Source organism: Streptomyces sp. NPDC021749 (assembly GCF_040640655.1).
Taxonomy (GTDB): Bacteria; Actinomycetota; Actinomycetes; order Streptomycetales; family Streptomycetaceae; genus Streptomyces.
This window is the reverse complement of record NZ_JBFACE010000024.1, coordinates 85,864-98,244: the sequence shown is the minus strand read 5'-3', so window position 1 is coordinate 98,244 and position 12,381 is coordinate 85,864. Positions and strand designations below refer to the sequence as shown.

Sequence of the window (12,381 nt, the reverse complement as noted above, 5' to 3'; positions counted from 1 at the left end):
TCCTGCGGCGAACCGTCTGCGGCCAACTGTCCTGCGGCGAACCGTCTGCAGAGGATTGTTTGCAGAGAACCCTATGCAGAGAACCCTCTGCAACACTATGCTCGCCCCATGCCTGACGATCCCTCAATACCGCCTGCGCAGCCGTCCGGTGCCCTTCCCGAGCGCCGGATGGACGCCCGCAGCCTGCGCGGCCTGGCGCACCCCCTGCGGATGCGCATCCTGGACCTGCTGACCCTCGACGGCCCGGACACCGCGACCGGGGTGGCCCGGCGGCTCGGCGAGAACACCGGCACCGTCAGCTGGCACCTGCGCCACCTCGCCGACCACGGTTTCATCGAGGAGGAAACCGGCCGGGGCACCAAGCGCGAACGCTGGTGGCGGGCGGCCCGGGTCTCCCACCGCCTCGACACCACCGAATTCCGCGACGATCCGGCCACCCGCGGCGCCTTGTCGGTCTACCTCCACGAGTTCGTCCAGCGGGACTTCCACCAGGTCACCAGCTACCTCACCGAGGACTGGGAGCCCGAGTGGCACAACGCCGGCACCCTCTCCCGCTGGCAGGACCTGCGGATGACCGCCGAGCAACTCGCGTCGCTCAACGCCGAGTTGGCCGAGGTCGTCGAGCGGCACCGGGCGGCGGCGCTGGACGCGAACCGGAAGCCGTCCGCGGCGGACGGCGAACCGGTCCGGCCGGTCCTCGTCCAACTGCAGTCCTTCCCCCGGAAGGAGAGCGGGGCCGCCGACGGGGGCGGCGACCGGTGAGCGGCCTGCTCCGCCGGCACCGCGACTTCCGGCTGCTGTGGTGCGGCGAGACGGCCGGGAAATTCGGGGCCGCGGTCACCAACGTGGCCATGCCGCTCGTCGCGGTGTCCACCCTGCACGCCTCCACCTTCGCGGTCGGACTGCTCGCCGCCGCCGGCTGGCTGCCCTGGCTGCTGATCGGCCTCCCGGTCGGCGTATGGGTGGACCGGGTCCGCCGCCGCCCCCTGATGCTCGCCTCCGCCGCACTGTCCCTGACGCTCTTCGCCGCCGTCCCCGTCCTCGCCCGGTACGGCAGGCTCGGGCTGGGAGCGCTGCTCGCGGTGGCCCTGCTGACCGGCGGCGCCGCGGTGGTCTTCCAGACCGCGTACAGCGCCTACCTCCCCACCCTCCTCGACCCCGCCGACCAGGCCGAGGGCAACGCCAAGCTGCACGGCAGCGCCTCCGCCGCGCAGATCGTCGGGCAGGGCACCGCCGGCCTGCTGGCCCAACTGGCGGGCGCGGTCAACGGCCTGCTGGCCAACGCCGGAACGTTCCTCGTCTCGCTGCTGTGCCTGCTCGGCATCCGGCACGGCGAACCCCGCCCGGCGGAACGCAACGACGGCCGCGCGGCGCGCTCCCTGCCTGCCGAGATCGCCGAGGGCGTGCGGCTGGTCGCCGGCGATGTGTGGTTCCGTACGCTGACGCTCTTCGGTGCCCTCTCCAACCTCGCGCTGATGGCCTACCAGTCTCTGGTCGCCGTCTTCCTGGTACGCGAGGTCGGCCTGCCCTCCGGAGCCGTCGGCGGACTGCTCGCGCTGGCCAGTACGGGCGGCATCGCGGGCGCGTTCCTGGTGCGCCGCGCCGCCGCCGGGCTCGGCACCGCCCGCGCCATGCTGCTGTACGAACTCGGCCTGCCCAGCGCCGCGTTGCTCATCCCGCTGACCACGCAGGGAGCCGGCACGCTGCTCTACGTCGCGGGCAGCTTCGGGGTCAGTGCGGGGGTGGTGGGCGGCAACATCCTCAAGGTGGGCTTCCAGCAGCGGTACTGCCCGCCGTACCTGCTCGGCCGGCTGGTGGCCAGCAGCGCCTTCCTCAACTACGGGACGCTGCCCCTGGGTGCCCTGCTCGGCGGTGCGCTCGGCTCCGCCCTCGGGGTCCGCACCGCCCTGTGGATCACGACCGCCGGGGTGCCGCTCGCCGCCCTGACCCTGGTCCTCTCACCGGTCCGCACCGTCCGGGACCTCCCGGAGCGCCGGACGGACGACGCGCACCACGCCGCCGGTCCCGGACCGGAGGAACGGGACCGGGCGGCCGCCCGCACCTGAGCCGGCGGGGCGGTGCCCGCCGGGCCCTACGCCCCCGCCCCCGGCAGCGCCACCTCGAACCGGCAGCCCGCGCCGGTGTTCCGTACCGTTGCCCGGCCGCCGTGGGCCTCCACGATGCCCCGGACGATCGCCAGGCCCAGTCCCGCGCCGGCCTGGCCGTCCGCGCGCGGGGTACGGGCGCTGCCACCGCGCCAGCCGGTGTCGAAGACCCGGGCCAGGTCCTCCGGCGGGATGCCGCCACAGCCGTCCTCGACGGCCAGGACCACCCGGTCCGCCTCCTGCCGGGTGCTGACCGCGACGGTCCCCTCGGCCGGGGTCGCCCGGATCGCGTTGACCAGCAGATTGCCCAGCACACGGGTGATCTGCTGGGCGTCCACCCGCACCGGCAGCGGGGCCACCCCGCCGTCCACCAGCCGCACCCCGCCCGCCCGTGCCAGCGGCCGGGCCCCGGTCAGCGCGTCGTCCACCAGGTCGTACACCGACACCCGCGACAGGGTCAGGGCCAGCGCCCCGGCCTGGATCCGGGACAGTTCGAAGAGGTCGTCGACCATGGCGGCCAGCCGTTCCACCTCAATCCGGATCCGCGCGTGGTAGCGCGCGGGGTCCTCGGCGACGCCGTCCTCCAGCGCCTCGGCCATCGCCCGCAGCCCGGCGAGCGGGGTCCGCAGATCGTGCGAGATCCCCGCGATCAGCTCGCGCCGGGAGCCGTCCAGGGCCCGCTCGCGCTCGCGGGCCTCGGCCAGTCGCGCGCTGGTCTCCTCCAAGGCCCGGGACAGCGCCGCCAGTTCGGCCGTCGGCGGCTCGTCCGGCGCGACGAATCCGCCCTCGCTGCCCACCGTACGCGCCGACCGCGCCAGCTCCCGGCTGCCCGCCGCGATCCGCCGCCCGAAGAGCAGCGCGGCCGCCAGCGACACCACCCCCGACACCGCCACCACGGCCATCACCACCCCCAGGTCGTGCCCGGACAGCAGCATCGCCTGGGCGACCGCCACCGTGCCCGCCGCCATCGCGGCCACGGCCAGCGCCGCCACCGCGAACAGCGACAGCGCCACCGAACGGCGCCGCAGCGCCCGTACCGCGGGCGCGGCGAGCAGCCCCACCAGTGCCGCGGCGAGCGCCGCCAGCCCCACGATGAGCAGGAAGTCCGTCATGGCAGAAACCTCTCGTCCGCCTCTCCCGGCCCGGGGGAGCCCTGCGCCGGATCGAAGCGGTAGCCCGCGCCCCAGACCGTCGTCACCAGCCGGGGCGCCGCCGGATCCGACTCGATCTTCTCGCGCAGCCGCCGCACATGGACGGTCACCGTCGACAGATCGCCGAACTCCCACCCCCACACCCGGCGCAGCAGCTCCTCCCGGGAGAACACCCGCCCCGGGTGCCGCATCAGGAACACCAGCAGATCGAACTCGCGGGCGGTGAGGGCGAGTTCGCGTCCGGCGCGGTCGGCCCGGCGGCCCTCGGGGTCGGCGGTCAGGTCCCCGGCCCGGAGTACGGGTGCGGGCGCCGCGGACGGCGGCGGGGACTCCGCGCGGCGCAGCACCGAGCCGATCCGCAGCACCAGTTCGCGCGGGCTGAACGGCTTGGTCACGTAGTCGTCCGCGCCCAGCTCCAGCCCGAGGATGCGGTCCGCCTCCTCGCCGCGCGCGGTCAGCATCACCACCGGGACCGCGGGCCCGTCGTCGGCGCGGCGCAGCCGGCGGCACACCTCCAGGCCGTCGAGGCCGGGCAGCATCAGGTCCAGGACGACCAGATGCGGCCGGAAGACCGCGGCCCGGTCCAGCGCGGCGAACCCGTCGGCGGCGTGCTCGGTGGCGTATCCGGCCCGGGAGAGATAGCCGGTGACGACCTCGGCGACGGTCGGATCGTCCTCGACGACCAGGACGCGCCGGGGCGGCCCGGGCGCGGGGGCGGGCGGGGGAGCGGCGGGCGGCGGACCGTGCTGCACGGGTCAGCCGGCCCTTCCCGGGAGGGACCTCATGCCCCAAGCCAACACCACCGCGCGGCGCGGCGCGCGACCCGGCCCGTGTTCGTAAGACTCCGGTAACCGGCAGGAGGGCGGGCCGACGCCGGGGGGAGAGCCGGTATCCGGCAGGAGGGCCGGTACGCCGGGGGGAAGAGCCGGTATCCGGCAGGAGGGCGGGTGCGCCGGGGGAAGTGCGCCGGTGCGCTCAGTCCGCCAGTCCCTCCCGTACCCGCCGCGACACCGTGATCGTGTAGAGGTCCAGGATGCCCGGCGGCTCGGCGAGACCGGGTCCGCCGGCCCGGATCCAGGCGGCGATGTCGGCCAGCGCGTCGTCGTCGTTGACCAGCCCCAGCCACACCGGACGGCCACCCGCCGCCCGGCCGGCCGGCGAGGGCTGCACCACCACGACGTTCGCCTGGTCGCAGACGTCCAGGCACTCCGAGGCACGCACCGGCGCCGCACCGTCCAGCGCAGCCCGCAGCCGGGGTATCTGACCGGCGTGGTCCACGCCCGGGATCTTGGCCGCATCGCCGCAGCAGCAGCCGCGGCAGACGGTGACCCGGCAGGGCGCCGCGCCCGCGGTGGCCGGGCGGCCGGCACGCTTGTTGATCATCCGGCCCATGGTACGCGGCCCCGCCCGGCACCACCCCGGGCCCCCGCGGCTTCCCGCCACATTCCGGCCGGTCCCCGGCCGGGGGTAGGAACGCCCGTAACCGGGATAGACATCCGACCATGCCCCTCACCGACTCCCAGCCCGACCCCCAGGTCAACTCCCCAGCCGGCTCCCGGCCCGTCCGCACTGCCACGGACGACATCCCCGGCCCGGCCGGCCTCCCCCTCCTCGGCTCGATGCTCGACCTGCGGCGGGACTCCCTCAGCACGTTCCTGAAGGCGCAGCGCCGACACGGCGACGTGGTCCGCCTGGAGGCCGGGCCGCCCGGTCTGCGCAGCGTGTTCCACGCCGTCTTCGCGCCCGAGGGCGTCCAGCAGATACTCGCCTCGCAGGCCGCCAACTTCCGCAAGGACCACCCGCTGTACGAGGAGGTCCGGCAGGCGTTCGGCAACGGCCTGCTCACCAGCCAGGACGCCGACTACCTCCGGCAACGCCGGCTGGTGCAGCCGCTGTTCACCAAGCGCCGGGTGGACGGGTACGCCTCGGCCGTGACCGGCGAGGCCGCCACCGTCGTCGACCGCTGGCGGACCGCACGGGACGCCACCGTCGACCTGGTCCCCGAGATGAACCGGCTCGCGCTGCGCACCGTCGCCCGGATCCTGTTCGGCCTGGACGCGGAGGAGGCGGTGGCCGCCATCCACCGCTGCGCCCCGGTCATCAACGCCTACGTCGTCCAGCGCGCCTACGTGCCGGTGAAGATCCCGCGGCAGTGGCCGACCCCGGGCAATCTGCGGGCGCGGGCCGCCGTCGACGAACTCGACGCGCTGTGCGACCGGATCATCGCCGAGCGCCGCGCGGCGACCGGAGCGGCGGACGGACCGGACGCCGCCGGGGGCGACGATCTGCTCTCGCTCCTCGCCGCGGCCGGCAACGCCGAGGACGGTTCGCTGGACGCCACCGAGGTGCGCGAACAGGTGCTGATCTTCCTGCTGGCCGGGCACGAGACCACCGCGACCTCGCTGGCCTTCACCCTGCACCTGCTCGCCCGGCATCCGGAGGAACAGGCCCGGGTCCGCGCGGAGATCGACCGCGTCCTGGCGGACCGCACCCCCGCCGCCGCCGACCTGGACCGGCTGCCGTGCCTGACGCAGGCGCTCAAGGAATCCATGCGGCTGTACCCGGCGGCACCGGTCGTCAGCCGGCGGGCCGTGGAAGCCACCGAGATCTGCGGCTTCCGCATCCCGGCCGGTGCGGACGTGGTGGTCGCGCCCTGGGTCACCCACCGCGACCCGGCGCTGTGGCCGGACCCGGAACGCTTCGATCCCGGCCGGTTCGCACCCGAGCGGGAGGCGGACCGGCACCGGTACTCCTGGTTCCCGTTCGGCGGCGGCCCGCGCGCCTGCATCGGGCAGCACTTCTCCATGCTGGAGTCGGTGCTCGCGCTGGCGACCCTCCTGCGCGCGTACGAACTCGACGCCGTGGACGAGGAGGTGCCGGTCGCCGCCGGCATCACCCTGCAGCCCACCGGCCCCGCCCGGGTACGGCTGCGCCCGCGCGTGGGGGCGGGGGAGTAGGGCAGGGGGGCCGGGGACGCAGGCGCGAAGCACCCTCCCCGGCAAACGCAACGAAAAATGCGTTTGCCTTTCCGTGGCGTCCCCCGTACCGTCTTCCTCGGCCCCATTGCCGCCGATTGGAGAAGGCCGTTGCTCGTCTGAGGTCCTTGAGACACCGCGCTCACGCATACGTTCCGACGTACCGCGTGGCGCCGTCCGTGACCTCGGCGTGCCGACCGGCGTACCCCGGCGCACCCGGCCCTCCGGCGTCCCCCCGCGGTGTCTCCCGCGCAGTTCCCCGCACACCTTCCGCGCACCCAGGAGACCCGTATGTCCCAGACCCCCGCATCCCGCGCCGCCTCCGCCGCGTCCCTCGTCTGCTCCGGCCTCGCCTTCAGCTGGCCCGACGGCAGCGCCGTCTTCGAGGACTTCCAGCTCGCCGTCGGCCCCGGCCGCACCGGCCTGATCGGCCTCAACGGGTCAGGAAAGTCAACGCTGTTGAAGCTCCTCGCGGGCGAGCTGACCCCGACCGCCGGCAGCGTCCGGACCGCCGGCGAGCTCGGCTACCTCCCGCAGCACGCCCCCCTCGACACCGCGCTCCGCGTCGACCAGGCACTCGGCATCGCCGCCACCCGCGCCGCCCTGCACGCCATCGAGAACGGCGACCCGAGCGAGGAGCACTTCACCGCCATCGGCGACGACTGGGACGTCGAGGAGCGGGCCCGCGCCACCCTCGACCAGCTCGGCCTGACCGGCATCGACCTCGACCGCACCATCGGCGAGATCTCCGGCGGGGAATCCGTCCTGCTCCGGCTGGCCGCCCTGCTGCTGCGCCGGCCGGACGTCCTGCTGCTCGACGAGCCCACCAACAACCTCGACCGGGCCGCCCGCGAGCGCCTGTACACCGCGGTGGGCGGCTGGTCCGGCGTGCTCCTCGTGGTCAGCCACGACCGGGAACTCCTCGGCCTGGTCGACCGGATCGCCGATCTCCGCGGCGGTGAGGTCCACTGGTACGGCGGCAACTTCACCGACTACGAACGCGCCCTGGCCGCCGAGCAGGAGGCGGCCGAACGGATGGTCCGGGTCGCCGAGGCCGACGTCCAGCGCCAAAAACGCGAACTGAGCGACGCCCACGTCAAGTTGGCCCGCCGGGTCCGCTACGGCAACAAGATGAGCGCCAACAAGCGCGAACCCAAGATCGTCATGAACGAACGCAAGAGGGAGGCCCAGGTCTCCGCCGGAAAACACCGCATCCTGCACACCGAACGCCTCAAGGAAGCCCGGGAACGCCTCGACGAGGCCGTCGAAGCGGTCCGGGACGACGACGAGATCCGCATCGACCTGCCGCACACCGCCGTCCCGCCGGGCCGCGGCGTGCTCACCCTGCGCGAGGTGCGGACCCGCTACGGCGCCCGCGCCGACCTGGACGTGCACGGTCCCGAACGCATCGCCCTCACCGGCCGCAACGGCTCCGGCAAGACCACCCTCCTGCGCACCCTCGCCGGCCAGATCCCACCGGAGTCCGGCACCGCCGAGGTCCACGTCCCGCACCGCTTCCTCCCCCAGCGACTGGAGGTCCTGGACAACGACCTGACCATCGTCGAGAACGTCGCCCGCTTCGCCCCGGACGCCACCAACAACCGCATCCGGGCCCGGCTCGCGCGCTTCCTCTTCAAGGGCGCCCGGGCCGACCAGCAGGCCGGCACGCTCTCCGGCGGAGAACGCTTCCGCGCCTCGCTCGCCGCGCTGATGCTGGCCGAACCCGCCCCGCAGCTGCTGCTGCTCGACGAGCCGACCAACAACCTCGACATGGCCTCGGTCCGCCGGCTGGTCACCGCCCTGGAGTCCTACGAGGGCGCGCTCGTGGTCGTCAGCCACGACCTGACGTTCCTCCGGGAACTGGGCATCACCCGCTGGCTCGCCCTGGAGGACGGCGAACTCACCGATACCGCACCGCTGTAGGGCCGCGGCGGCGGTGGGCGGCGGCCGGTCCTCTCGGGTACATCCGTTGCCGCCGCCCCCGACCGGCGGACCCGGCTCCCGCTCCACGCCGGCTCCGCGGACGCCGACCTGCGCGCCGACGAACAGCTCCTGGAAGCCGCCGAGCGCCCGGTGGCGGCCGTCGCCGACCAGCCGCTAGCCGGCCAACTCCCGTGACGAGGCGGACCGCACGAACAACGCCAGGCTCTCCCCGCACTGCGAATGCAGCGGTGCGGGCAGGGCATCCGGCGGGCACCACCTCAGCGCATCGAACTTGTGCGGCTCACCGATCGCCACCTCGTCCGGCGCCACCCGCACCGCGAAGACCACCGCGACCCAGTGCGAGTCCACCGGATCACCGCGCAGCACATTGCGCACCCCGAGCTGCTCGATGCCGAGCGGCCGGGTGCCGTACTCCTCGTGGACCTCCCGCGCCACCGCGGTCTCGAAGGTCTCGCCGAACTCCAGCGCCCCGGCGCCGCAGTCCCACGTCCCCGGCTCGTCCCGGGCCCCGGCGCTCCGCCGCGCCAGCAGCACCCGCCCCGCACCGTCGTGGCACACGAACACGCACGACACCACCGGCCGTCGCACCGCACCGTCTCCTTCCCTCACGTCGTCCCTCCTCGACCCCCGCCGGTGCCGTCCGCCCTCAGAAGTGCCGCAGCAGCTCGTTGAACGCCGACAGCCGCAGCACCTTCGTATCGCCCGGGTCGAGCTCGTCGTGCTCCAGCACCCAGGTGTGGTCGTTCGGGATGAACACCGCGTTCAGGCCGGCCGAACGCGCCGGCAGGATGTCGGACTTGGGGGAGTTGCCGATCATCCAGGTCTTGTCCGGCACCAGGTCGTAGGCGCGCTTCAGCCGCTCGTACGTGGCCACGTCCTTCTCCGCCACGATGTGCACCCCGCGGAAGTGCCCGGTCAGCCCCGAGGCCGCCACCTTCCGCTCCTGCTCCTCGGCGTCGCCCTTGGTCAGCAGGAGCAGCTCGTGCCGCCGCGCCAGCTCCGCCAGCGTCTCCGCGACTCCGGGAATCAGCTCCACCCGGTCCCCGGTGAAGGCGGCCGCCCACCCGGCGATCCGCGCCGACTCCTCGGCCGTCGCGGCCCGTCCGCGCAGCCGTGCCACGCACTCGCCCAGGCTGTGCAGGAAGACCTTGCTGCCGTACCCGAGGGTCGGTGCGTTCGCGGCCTCGATCCCGTCGAGCACCGCCCGCACCGCCTTCCGGTCGAGCCCCGGGCGCACCATCCACTCCAGGAACTCGTCGATGACCCGCTCGAAGATCACGTTGTTCTCCCACAACGTGTCGTCCGCGTCAAAGATCAGCATTCGCCGGCCAGCCCTTCACCCCAGTGCACCAACCCCCGCACCCTACGGACGCCGGGCGCCCGTCCGCACCGCAAATTCCGCGGCGGACGTCAGCCGGCCGCCGGCCCCGGCCACGCCGCCAGCCGCAGCCCGCTCTCGAACCGCCGCTCCCGCCCGTCCACCGGGTCCGTGAACTCCAGCGCCTTCGCCAGCAGCTGCAACGGCGCCCCGAAGTCCTCGGCGGCCGCACCGCCGGCCTCCGCCGCCCCCGCCGCGTCACCGGGCCCCGGATACAGCGGATCATGGAGGATCGGCAGCCCCAGACCGTTCATGTGCACCCGCAGCTGATGCGTCCGCCCGGTCGCCGGCAGCAGCCGGTAGCGCCCGAGCCCGCCCCGCCACTCGACCAGCTCGATCCGGCTCTCCGCGTTCGCCGCCCCGGGCACCTCCCGCGCCGCAGGCACCCCGCGCTCCTTGACGATCCGGCTGCGCACGGTCACCGGCAGCGCCACGCCCTCGTCGTACCGCGCCACCGCCTCGTACTCCTTGCGCACCCGGCGCCCGCCGAACAGCCCCTGGTACGCCCCGCGGTCCTCGGGCCGTACGACGAACAGCACCAGCCCCGCCGTCAGCCGGTCCAGCCGGTGCGCGGGCTGCAGCGCCGGCAGCCCGAGCTCGCGCCGCAGCCGGGCCAGCGCGGTCTCGGTGATGTGCTGTCCGCGCGGCGTGGTGGCCAGGAAGTGCGGTTTGTCGGCGATCACGATCCGCTCGTCCCGGTGCACGACCCGCACCTCGAACGGCACCCGCACCTCCGGCGCGAAGTCCCGGTGGAACCACACGTACCGCCCCGCCCGGTAGGGCTCGCCCCCGGTCAGCGCCCCCTCGATCCCCACGAACCGGCCGGCGTCCAGCATCTCCACCACCCGCCCGGCCCCGATCGCCCCACCGAACCGCGCCACGAGGTGCTCCCCGACCGTGCCCCACGCCCCGTCGGGATCGGCCGGCAGCCGTACCCGCACCGGATCGATCCCGTCACGCTGCGGCAACGGGGCGGGCGGCACGGGGGAGCGGCGTCTCACGGGATCTCCGGGCAGGCGGAACGGCGAGGTGAGCGACATCGAAAACGATCAACGTCGAAGTGGTGAAGGTCGAAGTGATGGAGGTCGGAGTGATGAAGGTCGGAAAACAGCGAGGCCCGCTCGGCCGGAGCCGAGCGGGCGTCGATATTGAAGAGTGTCCGAGGGGGGACTTGAACCCCCACGCCCGATAAAGGGCACTAGCACCTCAAGCTAGCGCGTCTGCCATTCCGCCACCCGGACCAGGTGTCTGCCGGTGCGGCCTGGGCCGTTCCGACGTGGAAAACAATAGCAAACGTTCGGGGGTGGTCGATCACCCGTACAGGGAGCCGGGGGCGGGCCCGTGACCAGCGGATGTCGGGAGTATTGCGGCCTTGGGCGGAGCGCGGCCCGGGTGGAGGATGGCGGTGGACCCCCGCCGCGGGCCGGGCGCCTCGGGGCGCGCGACGCGGCCGCGAACCAAGAGGAGGCAGCGTGATCGAGTCACAGCCGGGCCGTACGGTGACCGGTGAGGACGAGGTCGTCGACCTGTGCCGGGACCTGATCAGGATCGACACCAGCAACTACGGCGACCACTCGGGCCCGGGCGAGCGGGCCGCCGCCGAGTACGTCGCGGAGAAGCTCGCCGAGGTCGGCCTGGAGCCGCGGATCTTCGAGTCGCACAAGGGGCGCGCGTCGACCGTCGCCCGCATCGAGGGTGAGGACCGCTCCCGGCCCGCGCTGCTCATCCACGGGCACACCGACGTCGTGCCGGCCAACGCCGCCGACTGGACCCACCACCCGTTCTCCGGGGAGATCGCGGACGGGTGCGTCTGGGGGCGCGGCGCGGTCGACATGAAGGACATGGACGCGATGACGCTGGCCGTCGTCCGGGACCGGCTGCGCACCGGCCGGAAGCCGCCGCGGGACATCGTGCTGGCGTTCCTCGCGGACGAGGAGGCGGGCGGCACCTACGGCGCGCGGTACCTCGTCGACCACCATCCGGAGCTCTTCGAGGGGGTGACCGAGGCGATCAGCGAGGTCGGCGGCTTCTCCTTCACGGTCAACGAGCAGCTGCGGCTGTACCTGATCGAGACGGCCCAGAAGGGCATGCACTGGATGAAGCTCACCGTGGACGGTTCGGCCGGCCACGGCTCGATGATCCACAAGGACAATGCGATCACCGAACTGTCCGAGGCGGTCGGCCGGTTGGGGCGGCACGAGTTCCCGGTACGGGTCACCAAGACGCTGCGGGTCTTCCTGGACGAGCTCGGCGACGCACTGGGCACCGAGCTCGACCCGGAGGACATGGACGGCACGCTGGCGAAGCTCGGCGGCATCGCCAAGCTGATCGGCGCCTCGCTCCGGAACACCGCCAATCCCACCCAGCTGGGCGCCGGATACAAGGTCAACGTGATCCCGGGACAGGCCACCGCGCACATCGACGGGCGCTTCCTGCCGGGCCACGAGGAGGAGTTCCTGGCCGACCTGGACCGGATCCTCGGCCCGCGGGTCAAGCGCGAGGACGTGCACGCGGACAAGGCGCTGGAGACCACCTTCGACGGGGCGCTGGTCGAGGCGATGCAGTCGGCGCTGCAGGCCGAGGACCCGATCGCGCGCGCGGTGCCGTACATGCTCTCCGCCGGTACGGACGCCAAGTCGTTCGACGACCTGGGAATCCGGGGGTTCGGCTTTGCCCCGCTGAAGCTGCCGCCGGAACTGGACTTCGCCGGAATGTTCCACGGCGTGGACGAGCGGGTTCCGGTGGACGGACTGAAGTTCGGGGTGCGGGTGCTCGACCGGTTCATCGAACAGAGCTGAAAACCAACGGAAGTGAGGCCGCCCAAGCGG

The 12,381-nt window shown here is 73.6% G+C and carries 11 protein-coding genes and 1 tRNA gene; 5 read left to right on the top strand and 7 right to left on the bottom strand.

Translation table 11 applies throughout. From position 1 onward, the window contains the following. The first annotated feature begins 108 nt into the window (after positions 1 to 108). Entirely contained in the window at positions 109 to 762 is a 654-nt protein-coding gene (locus AB0G35_RS23230) for a helix-turn-helix domain-containing protein (protein ID WP_360952572.1), read from the top strand. After that, positions 759 to 2,066, top strand: a complete 1,308-nt coding sequence (locus AB0G35_RS23225) for an MFS transporter (RefSeq protein WP_360952569.1) — start codon at positions 759 to 761, stop codon at positions 2,064 to 2,066. Before AB0G35_RS23230 ends, AB0G35_RS23225 begins: the two co-directional genes overlap by 4 nt. A gap of 26 nt (positions 2,067 to 2,092) precedes the next feature. Here AB0G35_RS23225 and AB0G35_RS23220 read toward each other — a convergent pair whose 3' ends face one another. The 3 genes from AB0G35_RS23220 to AB0G35_RS23210 all read right to left on the bottom strand — a co-directional run bounded on the left by AB0G35_RS23220 (position 2,093) and on the right by AB0G35_RS23210 (position 4,639). Then, on the bottom strand, positions 2,093 to 3,217 hold the full coding sequence (locus tag AB0G35_RS23220) for a HAMP domain-containing sensor histidine kinase (protein ID WP_360952566.1): 1,125 nt from the start codon (positions 3,215 to 3,217) through the stop codon (positions 2,093 to 2,095). After that, positions 3,214 to 4,008: a response regulator transcription factor gene (locus AB0G35_RS23215; protein WP_360952563.1), complete on the bottom strand. Its 795-nt coding sequence runs from the start codon at positions 4,006 to 4,008 to the stop codon at positions 3,214 to 3,216. The genes AB0G35_RS23220 and AB0G35_RS23215 overlap by 4 nt, the downstream gene beginning before the upstream one ends. Positions 4,009 to 4,231: 223 nt before the next feature. Further along, entirely contained in the window at positions 4,232 to 4,639 is a 408-nt protein-coding gene (locus tag AB0G35_RS23210; RefSeq protein WP_360952560.1) for a (2Fe-2S) ferredoxin domain-containing protein, read from the bottom strand. Positions 4,640 to 4,758: 119 nt separating this feature from the next. Between AB0G35_RS23210 and AB0G35_RS23205 the strand changes: the two genes are divergently transcribed. Both AB0G35_RS23205 and AB0G35_RS23200 read left to right on the top strand, forming a co-directional pair. After that, positions 4,759 to 6,213: a cytochrome P450 gene (locus AB0G35_RS23205; protein ID WP_360952557.1), complete on the top strand. Its 1,455-nt coding sequence runs from the start codon at positions 4,759 to 4,761 to the stop codon at positions 6,211 to 6,213. Between the two features lie 309 nt (positions 6,214 to 6,522). Further along, positions 6,523 to 8,154, top strand: a complete 1,632-nt coding sequence (locus AB0G35_RS23200) for an ABC-F family ATP-binding cassette domain-containing protein (RefSeq protein WP_360952554.1) — start codon at positions 6,523 to 6,525, stop codon at positions 8,152 to 8,154. A gap of 174 nt (positions 8,155 to 8,328) precedes the next feature. Here the strand turns inward: AB0G35_RS23200 and AB0G35_RS23195 are convergent, their stop codons facing one another. The 4 genes from AB0G35_RS23195 to AB0G35_RS23180 all read right to left on the bottom strand — a co-directional run bounded on the left by AB0G35_RS23195 (position 8,329) and on the right by AB0G35_RS23180 (position 10,794). Next, on the bottom strand, positions 8,329 to 8,784 hold the full coding sequence (locus AB0G35_RS23195; RefSeq protein ID WP_360952551.1) for an NUDIX domain-containing protein: 456 nt from the start codon (positions 8,782 to 8,784) through the stop codon (positions 8,329 to 8,331). Positions 8,785 to 8,821: 37 nt separating this feature from the next. Beyond that, a complete protein-coding gene (locus AB0G35_RS23190; RefSeq protein ID WP_360952548.1) occupies positions 8,822 to 9,496 on the bottom strand; it encodes an HAD family hydrolase in 675 nt (224 codons plus the stop codon). A gap of 89 nt (positions 9,497 to 9,585) precedes the next feature. Further along, the gene (locus AB0G35_RS23185) at positions 9,586 to 10,554 is read right to left on the bottom strand and encodes a pseudouridine synthase (RefSeq protein ID WP_360952545.1); all 969 of its coding nucleotides are present in this window, start codon (positions 10,552 to 10,554) and stop codon (positions 9,586 to 9,588) included. A gap of 155 nt (positions 10,555 to 10,709) precedes the next feature. Next, positions 10,710 to 10,794 (bottom strand) — tRNA-Leu (locus AB0G35_RS23180). Positions 10,795 to 11,025: 231 nt separating this feature from the next. Between AB0G35_RS23180 and AB0G35_RS23175 the strand changes: the two genes are divergently transcribed. Continuing rightward, positions 11,026 to 12,351, top strand: coding sequence for a M20/M25/M40 family metallo-hydrolase (locus tag AB0G35_RS23175; protein WP_360952542.1), 1,326 nt, complete (start codon positions 11,026 to 11,028; stop codon positions 12,349 to 12,351). The last annotated feature ends 30 nt before the right edge of the window (positions 12,352 to 12,381 follow it).